The following is an 18355-nucleotide window of genomic DNA, read 5'->3' on the forward strand; positions in this document are numbered from 1 at the left end:
ATGTTTACCGGATTGATTCAGTCCGTCGGCCGCATCAGCCGCTTGACGGCCAGTACCGACGGTACCCGCATGCACATCCACTGTCCGGAATTGGCCGGACGCATCGCCGCGGACGACTCGATCGCCACCAACGGCGTGTGCCTCACTGCCGAGTCCGTAGATGCCGAAGGCTTCAGTACCTTCGTCATGCCGGTCACCTTGGAAAAAACCGCCCTGGCTGAATTGAGCGAAGACGCGCCGGTCAATCTGGAACTGGCCCTGCGTTTCGGCGACCGCCTTGGTGGCCATCTGGTGCAGGGCCACGTCAACGGTATCGGACGCGTCCGTGGCATCGAGGCGCGCGGCGACAGCTGGTGGGTCAGCGTAGACGTGCCGTTGGCATTACGGCGCTATTTGATACTGGAGGGCTCCATCGCCATCGATGGCATCAGCCTGACCATCGCCGCGCTCGACGCCGAAGGTCTGAGTGTTTCCATCATTCCGCATACGCTGGCCAACACCAATTTGCGCACCCGATCTGCCGGTGATGCCGTAAACATCGAAGTGGATGTGTTGGCGAAAACCATCGAAGGCCTACTCCGGGCCGACCCGACGCTACGCAAGGCGTGGTCCCATCTGGAATCCGACGCATGAACGACATCCCCCTGAGCACAATCGAAGAAGCCCTGACCGAGTTGAAACAGGGCCGCATGCTGATCGTGGTTGACGATGAAAACCGTGAAAACGAAGGCGATCTGCTGATGCCGGCGGAATGTGCGACACCGGAGGCCATCAACTTCATGATCCGCTACGGCCGTGGCCTGGTGTGTGCACCGATTACGAAGGAGCGCGCCGACCAACTGGATCTGCCCTTGCAGGCGGCCCGCAACACTGAAGCCATGCGCACCGCTTTCACCGTCAGCATCGATGCCGCCGAAAATGCCAGCACCGGCATCTCCGCCGCCGACCGCGCCCTGTGTCTGAATCTGTTGACCAATCCGGCCATCGGTGCTGCCGCATTCAACAAACCCGGTCATATTTTTCCACTGGTTGCCAGGGACGGTGGTGTATTGGTCCGTCAGGGCCATACCGAGGCCGCGGTGGATCTGGCGCGTTTGGCGGGATTCCAACCGGCCGGTGTCATCTGCGAAATCATCAAAGACGACGGCGAGATGGCGCGCCTGCCCGATTTACGTGTATTCGCTGCCGAACACGGCCTGAAAATCATCGCCATCGCCGATCTGGTGGCCTGGCGCAAAAGCCATGAAAACCTCATTAGTGCCGTCGAATCGGCCCCGATGCCGACCGATTCCGGCGATTTCCGATTCTATGTGTTCCGCTCGGAACTGCTCGGCGAAGAACACATGGCGATGGTGAAAGGACCACCGGATCGATTAACCGAACCAGGCACGCTGGTCCGCATCCATTCCGAATGCTTCACCGGTGATGTGCTTGGCTCGCAACGCTGCGATTGCGGCAGCCAGTTACAGGATGCCATCGCCCGCATGGAGGCGGCCGGTTCCGGCATCGTCATCTATCTGCGCCAGGAAGGTCGCGGCATCGGCCTGTTCAACAAAGTGCGTGCCTATCAGTTGCAGGATGCAGGTCTGGACACCGTGGAAGCCAATCTGCGCCTCGGTCTGAAAGCCGATGCCCGCGACTACACCATGGCCAACCAGATCCTCGTCCACTTCGGCATCGATGACCTGCGTTTACTAACCAACAACCCCGATAAGCTGGATGCACTGAAGGGTTTCCGGAATCGCAGCATCGCCCGCGAAGAACTGTCGATTCCGGCCAATGGCAACAACCACCACTATCTGCTGACCAAACGCCGCAAGTTCGGTCACCACATCGATTTACCGCCCGCTATCGAGAGCATGTCATGAATTACCAAGGATCCCTGGACGGCACATCACTGCGCATCGCCGTGGTTACCGCCCGCTTCAATGATTTCATCACCGATCGTCTGCAGGCCGGCGCTCTGGATTGCCTGAAGCGTCACGGCGTGGCCGAGGACGCCGTGGATACGGTTGCCGTGCCCGGCGCATTCGAATTGCCGCTGGTGGCACTGACCCTGGCCGAAACTGGACGTTATCATGCCGTGATCTGTCTGGGCGCGGTCATCCGTGGCGACACCACGCATTACGACTATGTCTGCAGCGAAGCCGCCAAGGGCATCGCGGCGGCCGGTCTGAAGACCGGCATTCCGGTCATCTTCGGCGTGGTCACCACCGAAAATACCGAGCAGGCCATCAGCCGCGCCGGCGGCAAATCCGGCAACAAAGGCTGGGATGCGGCGATGACCGCCCTTGAAATGGCCAGTCTGCTGCCACACATCAAAGCCTAAGCCCAACCGGAAAACACCATGAACGCCTTTGTCTTCGACGCCAAACTCGATACATTCGAACAGGATGTCATCAACGCCTCCAAGGACACGCCGGTATTGGTGGACTTCTGGGCGGAATGGTGCGGGCCATGCAAGCAGATCGGGCCCTTGCTGGAGAAACTTGCGCTCGAGTTCAACGGCGGCTTCCTGTTGGCCAAGGTCGATGTCGACAAAGAACAGCAACTGGCCGGCTATTTTCAGATCAAATCGATTCCGACCTTGATGCTGCTCAAGGACGGAAAAATCGTGGATGGCTTCTCGGCAGCGCTGCCGGAAGCGCAGTTGCGCGAGTTCTTCACCCACCATCAAATCACCGCCAAACCGCAACTGGCCGAAACGCCGACTGAAGTGGTCGAGCCGGAAGCCGTGAATCCGCACCAGGAAGTCGTCCGTCTGCGTCATGCCGTGGCTGAAGCCCCGGAGGACGACGCATTGAAACTGGAACTGGGGCTCGCATTGGCGGCAACATACACCTATGCCGAGGCCTTGGCGCTGTTTGATGCCCTGCCTGCCAATCTGGCCATGGACGACCGGATCACCAAAGCACGCGCCCGTATCGATCTGGCCGAGCGGGTCAAGGACGCGCCGCCGATTGACGTGTTGCTGGCTGCGATTGCCGCCAAACCCGAAGATTTCGAAGCACACCGTCTGCTCGGCCTGCAGTATCTGGTCCAGGGCCAAGCCGAGGCCGGTCTGGCGCAGTTGCTGGAATTGTTCCGACTGAACCGTGACTATCAGGATGGCTTGCCGCGTAAATTGCTGATTGAGGCTTTCAGCACGGTCGATGACGAAGATCTGGTTCGCCTGTACCGTCGCAAAATGGCCAGTCTGCTGAATTAAGCGTTTATACTGTCGGCATGAACCGACTTCAGGCTTATTTCCTCACCGGCTTACTCACGTTGACCCCGATCTGGCTGGTCATCATCGTTTTCAAATTCGTATTTGGTCTGCTGTCCGACATCAGCCAACCGGTCATCGGTCCACTCAGCACGCATCTTTCGACCAGTAACCCGACCGTCTTCGGCTGGCTCGATGAGCCTTGGGTTCAGACGTCTATCGCGATCGGCGTGACCGTCGGCTTCATTCTCGCAGTCGGATTCATGACCCGCCGCGTGCTCGGTCAACGTTTTATCGGCTGGTTTGAAGCGATGGTGAACAAGGTCCCGCTGGCCAAGACCGTATACGGAAGCGCCCGTAAACTGCTCGATATGCTGCAGACCAAACCAGACGGCACTCAGCGCGTGGTGTTGATCAACTTTCCGCACGAAAACATGAAATCGGTCGGTTTCGTCACCCGCATTCTGACCGATGAAGCCACCGGAGAAGAACTGGCGGCGGTTTATGTGCCAACCACGCCTAATCCAACATCCGGCTATCTGGAAATCGTGCCGGTCAGCCAGCTCATCCCGACCGACTGGACCGCCGATCAGGCCATGTCCTTCATCATCTCCGGCGGCGCGGTTTCGCCGGATAAAATTCCATTTTCGAAGGCGTAAATATATGCATCTGGACAAACCGCAGCGACTATATGTCTTTCTTGCCGCGTTTTTCTGCGTCACCGCCGTCCTGGCCGAGTTCATCGGCGTCAAGATTTTCGCGCTGGAAGCCACGCTCGGCATCGCCCCGTTCGAATGGAATCTGTTTGGACAGACCGGATCGCTGAATTTCACCGCCGGCACCCTGCTTTGGCCGATCGTGTTCGTGATGACCGACATCGTCAATGAGTACTTCGGAAAACGCGGGGTGCGTTTCATCAGCTGGACCGCGGTCGCCCTGATCCTTTACGGTTTTGTCTTCGCCTACGCCGCCATCCATCTGGCACCGGCCGACTGGTGGATCGGAGCCAATGCCAATCAGGGCGTACCCGATTTACAGGCCGCCTTCGCCGCTATTTTCGGTCAGGGGCTGTGGACCATCTGGGGCTCGGTCATCGCCTTCGGGCTCAGCCAACTCATTGATGTCTCGGTGTTCTCGCGTATTCGCCGTTTCACCGGCTCGCGCATGGTCTGGCTGCGCGCCACCGGCTCGACGGCCGTGTCGCAGCTGATCGACAGCTTCGTCGTGCTCTATATCGCATTCGTACTCGGCCCACAGCAATGGAGTTATGATCTGTTCTTCGCGGTCGCCACACTGAATTATGGCTACAAGATGCTTGCGGCCGTTCTGATGATTCCGGCACTGTATGCCGTCCGTAAACTGATTCACTGGTACATCGGTCATGAACACGCCGAACAGCTTCACCGTAATGCCCATTCCGAAACCCACTGAAGAATTTCCATGAAACTGCGACCGATTGTCGTCGCCATCGTCCTCGCCACCAGCCTTGGCGCCTGCAACAAACCTGCTGAAGCTCCCACGGCTGAAATCACAGCTGTCGACCAAGCCAAACTCGCGGCTGAGCTCGAACAGGTCTATGCGGACTTTTGGGAGGCCAACCTCAAGCTGATCCAATCAGCGCTACGTTCATGGGTGATGCCCGTTACAACGATCAATTGCCTAACTTCTTCACTGCCGATTTCCGTAAGCACAGCTATTCCCGGCCAAGTACTGGCCTACAAAATTGGCGAACTGAAGATTCAGGAACAGAAACGAAAAGCACAGTCCGCACTCGGCGCCAAGTTCGATCCGCGCGCATTCCATGCGGAAGTGCTGAAGGACGGCAGCGTGCCGCTTCCAGTGCTTGAGGCAAAAATCGACCGTTGGATTGCCGAACAGGATTAATCAGCGGCAATACCTGAAAGCGCCTTCGGGCGCTTTTTTAGGTTCAGCGCGTTGGCAGATACAGCAACGGATCGACCGGCTTGCCGTTACGGCGTATTTCGAAATGCAGCATGGTCCTGACCGAACCGGTCTGGCCCATTTCGGCGATATGCTGGCCGGCTTTGACTTTGACGCCTTCGGCAACCAACCGTTTGCTGTTATGCGCGTAAGCGGAAATCCATTCGTTGCTGTGTTTGATGATCAGCAACTCGCCATAGCCGATGAGTCCGGCGCCGGAGTAAACCACGGTGCCATCGGCGGCGGCGGTGATATCCTGACCGTTGCTGCCGGCAATGTTGATGCCCTGATTGGTTTTATCACCTACAATGAACCGACCGATGATTTCGCCCTTTGCCGGCCACTGCCAGGCAATGTTCGACAGCACCGGAACCGCCGGTTTGACCGGCACCGGCTCGCCGACCGGAATGGTCTTGCTCAGAACCGTTTTCTGATTGGGCAATGCCGGTGCGCTCTTGGCAGGCTTTGAAGCCGTGGCCGTTGCAGGCGGGCTAAGCCGCAGCTTCTGACCGACCTGGATGGTGTAGGGCTCATCAATGCCATTCCAGGCTGCCACATCCCGGTAGTTCAGACCGGCACGGAATGCGATACCGAAAACGGTATCACCGGCCTGTACCGTTGCGATGCCGGCCTCCTGTGATTTCGGGGCCGTCTGTACCACCGGCTTCGCCGGTTTGGTGGACGTGCGCTGACGGCTCTGGGTGGTTTGATAACCCGACTGGCATGCCGCAAGTGCTATGACCAGTATGGCGGTAACCGAGCGTCTTACAATCATGGTCATCTCCACACGAGGTAGGCAACGGCGGCGACAGCCACGAGTGCCACCACGACCCATCCCAAACGTTCGATATTCCGCCGCAGGGCCTCTTCTGCGCGCTCTCCGCCCCATCGTATCGCAGCCGCCAACAGATACAGGCGCTTGCCGCGACCCACCGCCATACAGGCCAGATAGGGCCCGATCGGGATGCCGACAATACCGGATGCCCAGGCCACCACCTTCATTGGAATGACCGGCTGCAGGGCCGCGACGACCAACACACCCAACAGGGTGAGCCAATGCTCATTCATCTGCACACGAAGGGTCTGTACCCAACCATCGATGCCGGCACGCATACCCTCGCTCAGCAATGGGCTGAAAAACTCATAGGCGTAATGACCGAAAGCGTAACCGAGGAGAGATCCGCCCAGGCCACTTATTAGACTGATGGTGGCATAACGGTAGGCTTCTTTCGGTTTGGCCAGACACATCGGCGCCATCATCACTTCCGGCATGACGGGAAAGAAAATCGCCTCAATGAAGCTCAGAAACCCCAGATACCATGAGGCCTTGGGATGTGCCGCCCAGAGAATGGTGCGTTCGTACAGTCTTTTGAACAAGGCCATCAGAGCACTCCCGGAAGCAGCGGAACGAAGCTGACCGGACCCAGATCCTGCTCGCTGATTGCGCCATCGGCTTTGATGACGCGTAATAGTTTCTGTTTTCCGGCATCCGTTCCGACCGGTGATACCAAGACCCCCGGTTCACCCAACTGCGCCAATAACGGCGTCACCAGCGCCGGAGCGGCACAGGTCAGCAGGATTGCGTCGAACGGGCCATTCTCAGGCCAGCCGAGATTTCCGTCATCATGTTTTGAGCGGATCTGTTCGTGGAGCTTGAGGCTGCGGAAACGCGGACGCGCACTGCGTAACAGTTCCTCGATGCGCTCGACCGTGAACACCTGCAGTCCGAGCGCGGCCAATACCGCAGTCTGATAACCCGAGCCGGTACCTATTTCCAGAACTCTGGCAGGCATTCCGGTTTCAATCATGGCTTCGGTCATCCGCGCGACCACCCAAGGCTGGGATATGGTCTGGGCGTTACCGATCGGCAATGCGGTGTCTTCATAGGCACGCGACGCCAGACCTTCATCGATGAACACATGACGTGGCAAGGCACGCATGACATTGAGCACGCGCTCATCACGGATACCCTGTTCGCGCAGACGCTCGACCATACGGTCGCGGGCCCGCTGCGAGGTCATGCCCAAGCCTTTGCTTTCCGGGCGCAGTTGGATGCGATTCATGCCGGCAACGCTTTCGAGAGGTCCTGCGCCCAACCGGATACTTTTTCAAGCGCCTGATAGCGTGTCAGGTCGACATGAATCGGTGTAATCGAGACGAAGCCGGCTTTGACCGCATGGAAATCCGTACCCGGGCCACCGTCCTGCTCGGGGCCGGCCGGACCAATCCACCACATCGGGCGCCCGCGCGGATCGATCTGCTGCACGCAGGGTTCGGCGCGATGACGATGGCCCAGACGTGTCACCTCGAAGCCTTTGATTTCCGTCCAGGGCAGATCGGGAATATTGACGTTCAAAATCGTATCGGCCGGCAAGGGATCGCTGAGCAGACGCTCGATCAACAACTGCGCAACGCGCACGCTGCTGGCGTAATGCCGGGGCTTGTGGTCTGGGCTGGCGCAGCTGAGCGCAATAGCCGGCAAACCGAGACAACGGCCCTCCATGGCGGCGGCCACGGTTCCGGAGTAAATCACGTCATCACCGAGGTTGGCGGTGTTGTTGATGCCCGACAGCACGATGTCCGGATCCTCCGGCAGCAGACCGGCCAGCGCAAGATGCACACAATCGGTAGGGGTACCGGTGACGCTCACGCGGTTTTCAGCCAGATGGCGGGCGCGGATAGGCGATCCGAGCGTCAGAGAATTGGAGGCACCGGATCGATCGCGGTCGGGGGCGACGATGAAAAGCTGGTGTCCGGCGGCGGCCAGTCCTTCGGCCAGGGCGATGATGCCCGGCGCTTCGATGCCGTCGTCGTTGCTGATGAGGATACGCATGCAAATATGATACCCGTATTCACTCCGGAAACGGGATAAACCAAGCGGCAGCCCCGGTTCCTTCCAAGCCCCCCGTGTTACGCCCGCTTCGGTTAAATTAAGCCTAAGCCAATCAGCACCGCACTTTTCCCACCGGATCCCCCATGACTTCAAAATTCACTTTACTGATGCTCGTCGGCGTTTTGGTCGCAAGCCTGGACGTACAAGCCGGCGCTTTCGAGGATTACGGCGGCTTCGGCAAGTACAAACAGAGTCTGGCAGATGGCGGTGGCTGCATCAGCGGCACGGTCGGCACAAGCGTTTCCGGGAAAAATTTCAACTCCATCGTCTATTTTGCCGGAACCCAATACGGCGAAAAAGCACGCTTCAACAAGGCTTATTTCGGATTCACCACCCTTAACAAGAAGCATGACATCGACACCAACTCGCTCCGTGCCAGCGCGTTCCAGATGTGCCTGAAGCCGGGAAATTACGACATCATCGGTATCGAAGCCCGAGGCATGGAAAGCACAAAAGAGGTCCGTATGCCGTTCACGGTGGAAACCGGCAAAAACGTTTACCTCGGCAGCCTTATTTTTCACTACGACGCCGTAAAGGCACTCGCTTGCGGCAGCATCAACAGTCAAGGCGTTGAAATCCGGGATGAGTTCTTCCGCGACACGCCCCTGATTCTCCGGCTCAAGGGCGCAATCGCTCCGGAGTCCAGTGTCTTGGATGCGGCCAAGGGTCAGCCTTATTTTTACCGCTGCCCGCAATAGCGGCGCAGGATAACGGGGCTTTGCTATCATTGCTGAATGAGTAAAAAACCGCCGCCGACCATCGCTCCCGAGGACAGCGAACTGTTCCGCGAGGCCATCGGTCCGGTCATCGTGCACCGGCATACCGAAAGCCGTCTGCAGAAAGCCAAACCGAAACCGCGCGCCCGCATGTTCGAACGCGATGAACACGAGGCCCTGCTTCAATCACGGCGCATGAATGATGCCGAGGCCCTGCTGTTGGGCAGCGAACCCCTGCTCTTCCAAGGACCCAAAGTCGATGCACGGCTGATGCGCAAGCTTAAATCCGGCGGTATCCGGATTGATGGCGAATTCGATCTGCATGGAATGACGGCAATGGATGCCGAGCGCTGGTTGAAGCAATTCCTCAGCGAGGCCTATAAAGAGGGTTTACACTGTATCCGGATCATCCACGGTAAAGGTTCGCGTTCGGAAGCCGGGCCGGTACTGATGAATGTCGTCGACAAGGTCTTGCGCCATCAAGGACGCGTGCTTGCCTTCTGTACCGCGCCCCAGAATCAGGGCGGCGCCGGTGCCGCTTTGGTGCTGATTGAATGACCCTGATAACAAGGAATCCTGCCATGCCCCATCGCCATACCGAACGTCATAAAACCGAACATATCGGCTGGTTGCGCGCCGCCGTCCTGGGCGCCAACGACGGCATTGTCTCCACGGCCAGCCTGATCATCGGCGTTGCCGCCGCCAATGGCGGAAAGGAAGCCGTGCTAGTGGCCGGCGTAGCCGGCTTGGTTGCCGGCGCGATGTCCATGGCGGCCGGTGAATACGTCTCGGTATACTCGCAGGCCGATACCGAAAAAGCGGACATCGCCAAGGAAACACGGGAACTGGAAACCGACCCCGATGGCGAGTTGAAAGAACTCACGGCCATTTACGTGCATCGTGGCCTGACGCCTGATTTGGCCAAACAGGTTGCCGTACAGCTGACCGCGCATGATGCACTTGGCGCACATGCCCGCGACGAGCTCGGCATTTCCGCGAATTTCAGTGCCCGACCCGTGCAGGCCGCCTTGTCATCGGCAACCAGTTTTGCTGCCGGTGCCGTCCTGCCATTGGCAGTGGTATGGCTGATGCCTGCAGCAGGCATGATGTGGGCCGTGGCACTCAGCACATTGCTTTCCCTCGGCGCACTGGGTGCGCTGGCTGCCCGTACCGGCGGCGCGCCAATGCTTAAAGGTGCCACACGCGTGCTGTTCTGGGGCGCTCTGGCGATGGCCGCCACTTGGGCCATCGGCAGCCTGTTCGGGGTCAGTACCGCTTAATCGAACTGGCCGAGCTCGGCCAGAACCGAAGTCGCGTAGGCGCCGGGCGGTAACTCGAAGCGAAGCTCCAGGCTGTTTTCATCAACGAATCGCCACGACAGATCTTTCGGAAGCAATCGCAATGCCCGCCGCTCCTGGCGCAGATCGGCCTTCTCCAGCCCTTGGCATAAGGCCGGTTGCAAGACCGGCAGCTGGGATTCCAGTTCAAGAACGGCCGAACTGCTGCGGAGCTCACCCGCGCCCCATAACGGACCGGTTGGATGGATATCCAATGCCGCGCAGCGCGCGGCAATCTCGTCATTCATCGGCTCGGGACCGAAGATGCTTTTGGTGCCTTCCAACATCCAGACTTCGCCGTCCATCGCGGTATTCCAGCTGCCCTGTTCGACACGCATTGCCAGCACTCGGTTGAACAGATAGGATCGGGCCGCCGAGAGGTAGATCGAACGTTTGGCACGGTCAACACGCCGCCCTTCGAACATACCCAAGGCTCTGCCGACATTGGCCTGCTCGGCACCGAAACGCTGTTCGCCGAAGTAATTGGGGACGCCCTGCCGGGCTAGAATCTGCAATCCGGACGCCAGCGTTTCGCTATCGCCTTGCAGTTCTCGCAAAACCAAGGTGAAACGGTTGCCGGCCAAGGCACCACGCGCCAATTTCCGGTTATGCCAATTCGCTTCCAGAACCTGACACTCATCATCGTTGAGCAAGGTCACATCCGGTGCTGTTTTTTTGGGAAGGCGGACCGAAAAACGCTGAGTGGTCACGGCATGACGGTCTTTCATGCCGGCGTAGGACACATCGCGGACATCAATGCCGGCCCAACGTGCGATACGCTCGGCGCAGAATACGGTATTCATGCCACGCTTGCGAACCGTCAGCAGAAGATGTTCACCCTCGCCCGTGGCTTCAAAACTCGGCAACTCTTCAACCACGAAGTCTTCGGGACTGCAGCGGATGCGCCCGCTGACCGGGGCGCTGGCCAGTACCCGCGGAAGAATCACCGGGATTCCAGCAGAACAATGGCTTGCGCTACAATGCCCTCGCCGCGTCCGGTAAAGCCAAGCGTTTCGGTCGTTGTTGCCTTTACCGAAATGCGTGCAATGTCGCACTGCATGACTTCGGCCAAACGCGCCCGCATGGCGGCTACATGGGGGTTGATCTTCGGAAATTCGCAGATGAGGGTGGCATCGAGATTGGCAAGCTCGAAACCGCGGTCACGCACCATCGTCATGCACTGCGCCAGAAGCAGGGTACTGTCGGCATCCTTCCAACGCGGATCGGAGGGCGGAAAATGCACGCCGATATCACCGAGTGCCAGCGCGCCGAGCAGCGCATCGCACAAGGCGTGAATCAATACATCGCCATCGGAATGCGCCAACAACCCGCGGTTATGGGCAATGCGTACGCCGCCGAGTACCACATGGTCGCCATCGCCGAAGGCATGCACATCGAAACCCGAACCGATCCGCATCATGGTGTATTCCTCGCTGTCAGTATGGCTTCGGCCAATGCGAAATCTTCCGGTCCGGTGACTTTGATGTTGTCGTCGGCTCCGGGCACCAGCAGCGGCGACAGACCCAGACGCTCCATGGCGCTGCTCTCGTCGGTGATGTCGGCATTTTCCTGATGGGCGTGCAGCAGTGCGCGTTGCAGGCTGCGTGCGGGAAACAGTTGCGGTGTGTAGGCGCGCCACAGTGCACTGCGATCGAGCGTGCCCTCGACCTGATTATCGGCATCACCGCGCTTGACCGTATCTTTCATGCGCCCAGCCAGCAAGCCGCCTACCGGATGGACACAGGCCGATTCAATCAAGCGGTTCAGATCCTCCAACCGCAGACAGGGACGTGCGGCGTCATGAACCAGCGCCCAGCTGTCATTGCTCAGATCATCGGACAAAGCCGCGATACCGGCCAATACACTGTCACTCCGGCGCATGCCGCCGGTGCAGGTGCGGAGCGGTTTGTTGCGCCACATTTCTATGCCCTGCCAACGCGCATCGTCGGGAGCCAGGGCGAGCATGAACCCGTCAATGTCGGGATGCTGCGCCAGCACATCCAGCACATGTTCAATCATCGGCTTGCCCAGCAACGGCCGGTACTGTTTGGGAATGTCGGAGCCCGAGCGGGAACCGCTACCGGCTGCCGGAATGATGGCCCAGATCATGGCTTCGGCGCATCCGGCGGCGGCGGAGCTTCGAGCTTTTTCTCGGGATCGACCACCCGGTAAAAAGTTTCGCCGGCTTTGATCATGCCCATCTCGTTGCGCGCCCGCTCTTCGACCGCGTCCACACCGGACTTGAGATCTTTCACTTCGGCAGCCAGCGCCTTGTTGCGACGGAGCAGTTCGCGGTTTTCGGCCTGCTGCGCTTGCACCTGGGCGCGCAGTTGTTCGACCTGACGCCAGTTCCCTTGCCCGAACCAGAATTTGTACTGCAGCAGCACCAGTGCGAGCACCAGTAGGACATACGTCCAAATGTTCCGGGTCAGTGCGTCCACGTCAGCGCTTGAGGCTCACGAACGCGTCGCGGCCGGCGTAACGGGCCTTGGCGCCCAGCGCCTGTTCGATGCGCAGCAGTTGGTTGTATTTGGCCACGCGGTCGGAACGGCACAGCGAGCCGGTCTTAATTTGCGTGGCGGTGGTGGCCACGGCGATGTCGGCGATGGTGGTGTCTTCAGTTTCACCCGAGCGGTGTGAGACGATGGCCGCATAGCGGTTGGCATCGGCCATGGCGATGGCCTTCAGGGTTTCGCTCAGCGTGCCGATCTGGTTGACCTTGATGAGAATGGCGTTGGCCACCTTCTGGTCGATACCTTCTTGGAAGATGCCCGGGTTGGTCACGAACAGATCGTCACCGACCAACTGCACACCCTTGCCGACGGCATCGGTCAACAGCTTCCAGCCGGTCCAGTCGTTCTCGGCCATGCCATCTTCAATGGTGATGATCGGGTACTTGCGCGACCAGTCGGCGAGGAAATCGCAGAACTGCTCGGAGCTCAGGCGTTTGCCCTCGCCCATCAGATTGTATTTGCCGTTCTCGAAGAACTCGGTGCTGGCCACATCCAAGCCCAGCAGCACATCGTCGCCGGCATGGTAGCCCGCTTTGGCAATCGCTTCCAGAATGGTTTCCAGGGCTTCTTCGTTCGAGCGCAGATCGGGCGCAAACCCTCCCTCATCGCCCACCGAGGTGCTCAATCCGCGGCCTTTGAGCACAGATTTCAGACTATGGAAAATTTCGGTTCCGGCGCGCAGAGCTTCCGAGAACGAATCGAAACCGACCGGAAGCACCATGAATTCCTGCATGTCGACGTTGTTATCGGCGTGGGCGCCGCCGTTGATGATGTTCATCATCGGCACCGGCAGCGTCACCTCACGGCCATTGGCCAGATACTGCCAGAGCGCCTGGCCTTTGGCGGCGGCGGCGGCATGGGCGACAGCCAGCGACACGCCGAGCAGCGCATTGGCACCGAGGCGGGCTTTGTTTTCAGTACCGTCGAGATTGATCAGGCGTTGATCCAGACCGGCTTGGTCGAACACGTCAAATCCCAGCAGTGCTTTGGCGATCTCGCCGTTCACGTGCTCAACGGCTTTTTTCACGCCTTTGCCCTGGTAACGGGTCTTGTCGCCATCACGCAGTTCGATGGCCTCCTTGGATCCGGTGGATGCGCCCGAGGGTACGGCGGCTCGGCCGGTCTGTCCGCTGCTCAGCGTCACTTCCGCTTCAAGGGTCGGATTGCCGCGGCTGTCGAGGATTTCGCGGGCGATGATGTGGCTGATTTGGCTCATGGCAGATCTTCTGTTAATGAATGTCGGAGTTTAAATTTGGTCTTCAATGAAGCCGCCGCGCTTGGCCGCTTCGTCGAACGCAATCAGGTTTTCCAGCAGCGCTTTCATTTTCGGCAGCGGCCAGGCGTTCGGGCCATCGCTTAATGCCACATCCGGATTCGGATGGGTTTCCATGAAGATGCCGGCGATGCCGACCGCCATCGCCGCGCGCGACAGCACCGGCACGAACTGCCGCTGGCCACCGGATTTGCCATCCATGCCACCGGGCAACTGCACCGAATGCGTGGCATCGAACACCACTGGACAACCGGTATCGCGCATCACGCTCAGCGAGCGCATGTCGGACACCAGATTGTTGTATCCGAAACTGGCACCGCGTTCGCAGACCATGATCTGCTCGTTGCCGGTGGCTTTCGCCTTGGCGGCCACATGTTTCATTTCCCACGGCGACAGGAACTGGCCTTTCTTGATGTTGACCGGTCGGCCGGCACTGGCGACTTTCTGGATGAAGTCGGTCTGCCGGCACAGGAAGGCCGGGGTCTGCAGCACATCGACCACGGCCGCGACTTCGTCCATCGGGGTATATTCATGCACATCGGTCAGTACCGGAACGCCAATCTGGCGTTTCACTTCGGACAGCACTTTCAAACCTTCTTCCAATCCAGGACCTCGGAAGCTGGTGCCGGAAGTGCGGTTGGCTTTATCGAAACTCGATTTGAAGATGAAGGGAATGCCGAGCGAATCGGTGATTTCTTTCAGCTGCCCGGCAACATCGAGTTGCAGTTGCATGGACTCGATCACGCACGGACCGGCAATCAGGAAGAAACGTTGATCCAAACCTACATCGAAGCCGCACAGTTTCATGAGCAGTTGTCCTTAATCGGTGGCGCCGGATTTCTTCTGGCGTGCGGCCTTGATGAAGCCGCTGAACAGGGGGTGGCCGTAACGCGGGGTCGACAGGAATTCCGGATGCGCCTGGCAGGCCAGGAACCAGGGATGGTCGGGGATTTCAACCATTTCCACCAACAGGCCATCCATGGACTGCGCCGAGATGGTCATGCCGGCTTTTTCGACCGCTTCGCGGTAAGTGTTGTTGAATTCATAGCGGTGGCGATGGCGTTCGGACACGACGTCTTTGCCGTACAGGCGATGCGCCAGCGTTCCGGGCTTCAAACGGCACTCCTGAAGACCGAGGCGCATGGTGCCGCCCATATCGGAATCGGCGCTGCGGCGTTCGATTTCGCCGCTGGCGGTGCGCCATTCGGTAATCAAGGCAATGGCCGGGTCTGCGCACTGACGGTCGATTTCAGTGGTGTTGGCGCCGGGCAAGCCGCCCTTGTCGCGCAGGATGTCGACCACCGCAGCCTGCATGCCATAGCAGATGCCGAAATACGGAATCTTGTGGTCGCGGGCGTATTTCGAAGTCGCGACTTTACCTTCAAAGCCCCGGTCACCGAAGCCGCCGGGCACCAGAATGCCGTCGACATCGGCAAGCACCGCGGTGCCGTCGGTTTCGACCTGTTCGGATTCCAGCCATTTCAGACGGACCCGTGTGCGTTGACGCAATCCGCCGTGGCGGAGCGCTTCGCCGATGGATTTGTAGGCGTCCTGATGATCGACGTATTTGCCGACCACCGCGATGGTGACCTCATCGACCGGATGTTCGACCGCATCAACCACATCGCGCCATTCGCTAAGATCGGCCGGGCCAACCATGTCCTCCAGGCGAAGTCGACGGATGGCGATGGTGTCCAGGCCCTGCTCGTGCAGCCACAGTGGCAGCTTGTAGATGGTATCAACGTCCAGACAGCTGATGACCGCTTCTTCCGGCACATTGGTGAACAGGGCGATTTTGCGGCGGTCGCTTTCCGGCAGGGGCTGCTCGCTGCGGCAAAGCAGGATGTCGGGCTGGATGCCAATCGAGCGTAGCTCCTTGACCGAGTGCTGGGTCGGTTTGGTTTTCAGTTCGCCTGCAGCAGCAATATAAGGCACCAAGGTAAGGTGCATGAAAATCGCATTGTCCGGCCCCTTCTCACTGCGGATCTGGCGGATGGCTTCCAGAAACGGCAAGGACTCGATATCACCGACGGTACCGCCGATTTCGACCAGACCGACATCGAAACCTTCGGTCGCGGCATAGATGGCCTGCTTGATTTCATCGGTCACGTGCGGAATGACCTGCACGGTACCGCCGAGGTAATCGCCACGGCGCTCCTTGCGGATGACATTCTCGTAGATGCGGCCAGTGGTGATTGAGTTCTTGCGCGTCAGGTGCGTGCGCACGAAGCGCTCGTAATGACCGAGATCCAGATCGGTTTCGGCGCCATCGTCAGTGACATACACCTCGCCGTGTTGGAACGGCGACATGGTGCCCGGATCCACATTGAGATAGGGATCGAGCTTCATCATGGTGATTTTCAGGCCACGGGCCTCGAGGATGGCAGCCAGGGACGCGGCAGCGATGCCTTTGCCCAAGGAAGAGACGACACCGCCGGTAACGAAGATTAAACGCGTCATGGGAAAAGAGGGCGTTGGAAAGCACCATTTTACCGACTTGCGGGCAAAAACGCACCTTTTTAATTCTGCTTGACCGCAAAGCGTGCAGATAGCATCCTGAATGCTCCCGCACCGCCCCCGAGAGCCATGAATACCCGCTATAACGCCGCCGACATTGAAGTCCTCTCCGGCCTGGATCCGGTCAAACGCCGTCCGGGCATGTATACCGACACCACCCGCCCGAACCATCTGGCGCAGGAAGTCATCGATAACGCCATCGACGAAGCCTTGGCCGGCCATGCCAAATCAATCGAGGTGACCTTGTTCGCCGACGGCAGCTGTGAGGTCATCGATGACGGTCGCGGCATGCCGGTCGACATCCACCCCGACGAAGGCATCCCCGGCGTCGAACTGATTCTGACCCGGCTGCACGCCGGCGGCAAATTCAGCGGAAAAAATTATACGTTCTCCGGCGGCCTGCACGGCGTTGGCGTGTCGGTGGTCAATGCCCTGTCGAAGAAAGTGGAAGTGGGCATCAAGCGCGACGGCAATGAATACCGCATGCAATTCCAGGACGGATTCCGCAGTTCGCCGCTGGAAACGGTCGGCACCGTCGGCAAACGCAACTCCGGCACGCGTGTGCGTTTCTGGCCGGATGGCAAATATTTCGACACCAATAAATTCGCGGTCAAAGCACTGCGCCATCTGCTGCGCGCCAAGGCCGTGCTGTGTCCGGGTCTGAATGTTTCCCTGTTCGACGAAGCCAGTGGCGAGCGCAGTCAGTGGTTCTACGAGAACGGGCTGAGTGATTACCTGCTCGGCGAACTGACCGGCAAGGAGCTGTTGCCGGCGGAACTGTTCGGTGGCCATCTGAGCAAGGAAAGCGAAGTGGTCGACTGGGCGCTGGCTTGGTTGCCGGAAGGCGAACTGGTGCAGGAAAGCTACGTCAATCTGATTCCGACTGCGCAGGGCGGCACCCATGTGAACGGATTGCGTTCCGGCCTGACCGACGCATTGCGCGAGTTCTGCGATTTCCGCAACCTGTTGCCGCGCGGCGTCAAACTGGCGCCGGAAGACGTCTGGGACCGGGTCAGTTACGTACTCAGCCTGAAACTCACCGACCCGCAATTCAGCGGCCAGACCAAGGAACGCTTGAGTTCACGGCAGGCCGCGGCCTTCATCGAATCAGCCGTACATGACGCCTTCTCGCTTTGGCTGAACCAGCACGTGGAAGCCGGCACCGCCATCGCCATGCTGGCCATCGAGCGTGCCGCCGCACGATTGAAAACCGAAAAGCAGGTGGTCCGCAAAAAAATCACCCAAGGACCCGCCCTGCCTGGCAAACTGGCCGATTGCATTTCCCAGGACCTCTCGCGCACCGAACTGTTTCTGGTCGAAGGCGATTCCGCCGGTGGTTCGGCAAAACAGGCCCGCAACAAGGAATTCCAGGCCATCATGCCGCTGCGTGGCAAGATCCTGAACACCTGGGAAGTGGCCAGTTCGGGCGTACTGGCTTCCAATGAAGTGCATGATCTGGCGGTGGCCATCGGCTGCGATCCGGGGGTGGAAAACATCGAGGGCCTGCGCTATGGCAAGGTCATTATCCTGGCCGATGCCGACTCCGACGGCCTGCACATTGCCACCCTGCTGTCAGCGCTGTTTCTCAAGCATTTTCCAGCATTGGTCAACGCCGGTCACATCTTCGTGGCCATGCCGCCGCTGTTCCGTATCGATGTCGGCAAACAGGTGTTCTACGCGCTTGATGAAGAAGAAAAACGCATCCTTCTGGATCGCATCGAGAAGGAAAAAATCAAGGGTCAGGTCAGTGTAATGCGCTTCAAAGGTCTTGGCGAAATGAATCCGGCGCAATTACGGGAATCAACCGTGCATCCGGACACCCGCCGATTGGTTCAGTTGACCATCGACGATATTAAAGAAACCGATGCACTGATGGACATGCTGTTGGCCAAGAAGCGGGCGCCCGACCGCAAGCAGTGGCTGGAAACCAAAGGCGATCTGGCTTCGCTCGAACTCTGAT

The 18355-nt window shown here is 59.0% G+C and carries 21 protein-coding genes and 1 pseudogene; 11 read left to right on the plus strand and 11 right to left on the minus strand.

Annotation, left to right across the window (positions count from 1 at the left end; translation table 11 throughout):
- The 7 genes and pseudogenes from ACIQ1A_RS00545 to ACIQ1A_RS00575 all read left to right on the plus strand — a co-directional run.
- Positions 1 to 633, plus strand: a complete 633-nt coding sequence (locus ACIQ1A_RS00545) for a riboflavin synthase (RefSeq protein WP_395769132.1) — start codon at positions 1 to 3, stop codon at positions 631 to 633.
- Positions 630 to 1868, plus strand: a complete 1239-nt coding sequence (locus tag ACIQ1A_RS00550) for a bifunctional 3,4-dihydroxy-2-butanone-4-phosphate synthase/GTP cyclohydrolase II (RefSeq protein WP_395769133.1) — start codon at positions 630 to 632, stop codon at positions 1866 to 1868. The genes ACIQ1A_RS00545 and ACIQ1A_RS00550 overlap by 4 nt, the downstream gene beginning before the upstream one ends.
- On the plus strand, positions 1865 to 2329 hold the full coding sequence (gene ribH, locus ACIQ1A_RS00555; RefSeq protein ID WP_395769134.1) for a 6,7-dimethyl-8-ribityllumazine synthase: 465 nt from the start codon (positions 1865 to 1867) through the stop codon (positions 2327 to 2329). The genes ACIQ1A_RS00550 and ribH overlap by 4 nt, the downstream gene beginning before the upstream one ends.
- A gap of 18 nt (positions 2330 to 2347) precedes the next feature.
- The gene (gene trxA / locus ACIQ1A_RS00560) at positions 2348 to 3208 is read left to right on the plus strand and encodes a thioredoxin (protein WP_395769135.1); all 861 of its coding nucleotides are present in this window, start codon (positions 2348 to 2350) and stop codon (positions 3206 to 3208) included.
- Between the two features lie 17 nt (positions 3209 to 3225).
- Positions 3226 to 3864, plus strand: a complete 639-nt coding sequence (locus ACIQ1A_RS00565) for a DUF502 domain-containing protein (RefSeq protein ID WP_395769136.1) — start codon at positions 3226 to 3228, stop codon at positions 3862 to 3864.
- Between the two features lie 4 nt (positions 3865 to 3868).
- Positions 3869 to 4636 (plus strand): queuosine precursor transporter, encoded by a 768-nt coding sequence (locus ACIQ1A_RS00570; protein ID WP_395769137.1) that lies wholly within the window; start codon positions 3869 to 3871, stop codon positions 4634 to 4636.
- Between the two features lie 261 nt (positions 4637 to 4897).
- Positions 4898 to 5089, plus strand: a pseudogene (locus ACIQ1A_RS00575) (DUF885 family protein); the annotation flags it as partial.
- 43 nt (positions 5090 to 5132) lie between these two features.
- Here the strand turns inward: ACIQ1A_RS00575 and ACIQ1A_RS00580 are convergent.
- The 4 genes from ACIQ1A_RS00580 to surE are packed head-to-tail and all read right to left on the minus strand — an operon-like array spanning position 5133 to position 7979.
- The gene (locus ACIQ1A_RS00580) at positions 5133 to 5921 is read right to left on the minus strand and encodes a peptidoglycan DD-metalloendopeptidase family protein (RefSeq protein ID WP_395769138.1); all 789 of its coding nucleotides are present in this window, start codon (positions 5919 to 5921) and stop codon (positions 5133 to 5135) included.
- A 2-nt stretch (positions 5922 to 5923) separates the two neighbouring features.
- Positions 5924 to 6529, minus strand: coding sequence for a YqaA family protein (locus ACIQ1A_RS00585; RefSeq protein WP_395769139.1), 606 nt, complete (start codon positions 6527 to 6529; stop codon positions 5924 to 5926).
- Positions 6529 to 7209, minus strand: a complete 681-nt coding sequence (locus ACIQ1A_RS00590) for a protein-L-isoaspartate(D-aspartate) O-methyltransferase (protein ID WP_395769140.1) — start codon at positions 7207 to 7209, stop codon at positions 6529 to 6531. Before ACIQ1A_RS00590 ends, ACIQ1A_RS00585 begins: the two co-directional genes overlap by 1 nt.
- Positions 7206 to 7979, minus strand: a complete 774-nt coding sequence (gene surE, locus ACIQ1A_RS00595) for a 5'/3'-nucleotidase SurE (RefSeq protein WP_395769141.1) — start codon at positions 7977 to 7979, stop codon at positions 7206 to 7208. Before surE ends, ACIQ1A_RS00590 begins: the two co-directional genes overlap by 4 nt.
- A 143-nt stretch (positions 7980 to 8122) precedes the next feature.
- Between surE and ACIQ1A_RS00600 the strand changes: the two genes are divergently transcribed.
- From ACIQ1A_RS00600 to ACIQ1A_RS00610, 3 genes are read left to right on the plus strand one after another with little or no spacing between them, the layout of a single operon-like run.
- Positions 8123 to 8737 (plus strand): hypothetical protein, encoded by a 615-nt coding sequence (locus tag ACIQ1A_RS00600; RefSeq protein ID WP_395769142.1) that lies wholly within the window; start codon positions 8123 to 8125, stop codon positions 8735 to 8737.
- 36 nt (positions 8738 to 8773) lie between these two features.
- Positions 8774 to 9313, plus strand: coding sequence for a Smr/MutS family protein (locus ACIQ1A_RS00605; RefSeq protein ID WP_395769143.1), 540 nt, complete (start codon positions 8774 to 8776; stop codon positions 9311 to 9313).
- Between the two features lie 23 nt (positions 9314 to 9336).
- Positions 9337 to 10035 carry a VIT1/CCC1 transporter family protein gene (locus ACIQ1A_RS00610; protein WP_395769144.1) on the plus strand — a complete coding sequence of 233 codons (699 nt, stop codon included), beginning with the start codon at positions 9337 to 9339 and terminating at the stop codon, positions 10033 to 10035.
- On the opposite strand, the gene truD is transcribed toward ACIQ1A_RS00610, so the two are convergent.
- From truD to ACIQ1A_RS00645, 7 genes are read right to left on the minus strand one after another with little or no spacing between them, the layout of a single operon-like run.
- Positions 10032 to 11045 (minus strand): tRNA pseudouridine(13) synthase TruD, encoded by a 1014-nt coding sequence (gene truD / locus ACIQ1A_RS00615; protein ID WP_395769268.1) that lies wholly within the window; start codon positions 11043 to 11045, stop codon positions 10032 to 10034. The genes ACIQ1A_RS00610 and truD overlap by 4 nt on opposite strands.
- The gene (gene ispF / locus ACIQ1A_RS00620) at positions 11036 to 11509 is read right to left on the minus strand and encodes a 2-C-methyl-D-erythritol 2,4-cyclodiphosphate synthase (protein WP_395769269.1); all 474 of its coding nucleotides are present in this window, start codon (positions 11507 to 11509) and stop codon (positions 11036 to 11038) included. The genes truD and ispF overlap by 10 nt, the downstream gene beginning before the upstream one ends.
- Positions 11509 to 12201, minus strand: coding sequence for a 2-C-methyl-D-erythritol 4-phosphate cytidylyltransferase (gene ispD / locus ACIQ1A_RS00625; protein WP_395769145.1), 693 nt, complete (start codon positions 12199 to 12201; stop codon positions 11509 to 11511). The genes ispF and ispD overlap by 1 nt, the downstream gene beginning before the upstream one ends.
- Positions 12198 to 12524 (minus strand): cell division protein FtsB, encoded by a 327-nt coding sequence (ftsB, locus tag ACIQ1A_RS00630; protein ID WP_395769270.1) that lies wholly within the window; start codon positions 12522 to 12524, stop codon positions 12198 to 12200. The genes ispD and ftsB overlap by 4 nt, the downstream gene beginning before the upstream one ends.
- 10 nt (positions 12525 to 12534) lie before the next feature.
- Positions 12535 to 13821, minus strand: a complete 1287-nt coding sequence (eno, locus tag ACIQ1A_RS00635; protein WP_395769146.1) for a phosphopyruvate hydratase — start codon at positions 13819 to 13821, stop codon at positions 12535 to 12537.
- 30 nt (positions 13822 to 13851) lie between these two features.
- Positions 13852 to 14685, minus strand: coding sequence for a 3-deoxy-8-phosphooctulonate synthase (kdsA, locus tag ACIQ1A_RS00640; RefSeq protein ID WP_395769147.1), 834 nt, complete (start codon positions 14683 to 14685; stop codon positions 13852 to 13854).
- 12 nt (positions 14686 to 14697) lie between these two features.
- Positions 14698 to 16338, minus strand: a complete 1641-nt coding sequence (locus ACIQ1A_RS00645; RefSeq protein WP_395769148.1) for a CTP synthase — start codon at positions 16336 to 16338, stop codon at positions 14698 to 14700.
- 126 nt (positions 16339 to 16464) lie between these two features.
- Here ACIQ1A_RS00645 and parE point away from each other — a divergent pair, with 126 nt between their 5' ends.
- Complete coding sequence (gene parE, locus ACIQ1A_RS00650) at positions 16465 to 18354, plus strand: DNA topoisomerase IV subunit B (RefSeq protein WP_395769149.1); 1890 nt, start codon at positions 16465 to 16467, stop codon at positions 18352 to 18354.
- Position 18355: the final 1 nt, after the last annotated feature.

Origin of the sequence: Arenimonas sp. (assembly GCF_044353605.1) — a bacterium.
GTDB lineage: Bacteria > Pseudomonadota > Gammaproteobacteria > Xanthomonadales > Xanthomonadaceae > Arenimonas.

Bases quoted from the DNA above. Each gene is read 5' to 3' on its own strand.
- ACIQ1A_RS00545 (WP_395769132.1), top strand. From the start codon at position 1: ATGTTTACCGGATTGATTCAGTCCGTCGGCCGCATCAGCCGCTTGACG.
- ACIQ1A_RS00610 (WP_395769144.1), top strand. From the start codon at position 9,337: ATGCCCCATCGCCATACCGAACGTCATAAAACCGAACATATCGGCTGG.
- ACIQ1A_RS00550 (WP_395769133.1), top strand. From the start codon at position 630: ATGAACGACATCCCCCTGAGCACAATCGAAGAAGCCCTGACCGAGTTG.
- ACIQ1A_RS00570 (WP_395769137.1), top strand. From the start codon at position 3,869: ATGCATCTGGACAAACCGCAGCGACTATATGTCTTTCTTGCCGCGTTT.
- parE (WP_395769149.1), top strand. From the start codon at position 16,465: ATGAATACCCGCTATAACGCCGCCGACATTGAAGTCCTCTCCGGCCTG.
- ACIQ1A_RS00590 (WP_395769140.1), bottom strand. From the start codon at position 7,209: ATGAATCGCATCCAACTGCGCCCGGAAAGCAAAGGCTTGGGCATGACC.
- ACIQ1A_RS00605 (WP_395769143.1), top strand. From the start codon at position 8,774: ATGAGTAAAAAACCGCCGCCGACCATCGCTCCCGAGGACAGCGAACTG.
- ACIQ1A_RS00585 (WP_395769139.1), bottom strand. From the start codon at position 6,529: ATGGCCTTGTTCAAAAGACTGTACGAACGCACCATTCTCTGGGCGGCA.
- ACIQ1A_RS00600 (WP_395769142.1), top strand. From the start codon at position 8,123: ATGACTTCAAAATTCACTTTACTGATGCTCGTCGGCGTTTTGGTCGCA.
- ACIQ1A_RS00645 (WP_395769148.1), bottom strand. From the start codon at position 16,338: ATGACGCGTTTAATCTTCGTTACCGGCGGTGTCGTCTCTTCCTTGGGC.
- trxA (WP_395769135.1), top strand. From the start codon at position 2,348: ATGAACGCCTTTGTCTTCGACGCCAAACTCGATACATTCGAACAGGAT.
- ispF (WP_395769269.1), bottom strand. From the start codon at position 11,509: ATGCGGATCGGTTCGGGTTTCGATGTGCATGCCTTCGGCGATGGCGAC.
- kdsA (WP_395769147.1), bottom strand. From the start codon at position 14,685: ATGAAACTGTGCGGCTTCGATGTAGGTTTGGATCAACGTTTCTTCCTG.
- ispD (WP_395769145.1), bottom strand. From the start codon at position 12,201: ATGATCTGGGCCATCATTCCGGCAGCCGGTAGCGGTTCCCGCTCGGGC.
- eno (WP_395769146.1), bottom strand. From the start codon at position 13,821: ATGAGCCAAATCAGCCACATCATCGCCCGCGAAATCCTCGACAGCCGC.
- ribH (WP_395769134.1), top strand. From the start codon at position 1,865: ATGAATTACCAAGGATCCCTGGACGGCACATCACTGCGCATCGCCGTG.
- ACIQ1A_RS00580 (WP_395769138.1), bottom strand. From the start codon at position 5,921: ATGATTGTAAGACGCTCGGTTACCGCCATACTGGTCATAGCACTTGCG.
- ACIQ1A_RS00565 (WP_395769136.1), top strand. From the start codon at position 3,226: ATGAACCGACTTCAGGCTTATTTCCTCACCGGCTTACTCACGTTGACC.
- surE (WP_395769141.1), bottom strand. From the start codon at position 7,979: ATGCGTATCCTCATCAGCAACGACGACGGCATCGAAGCGCCGGGCATC.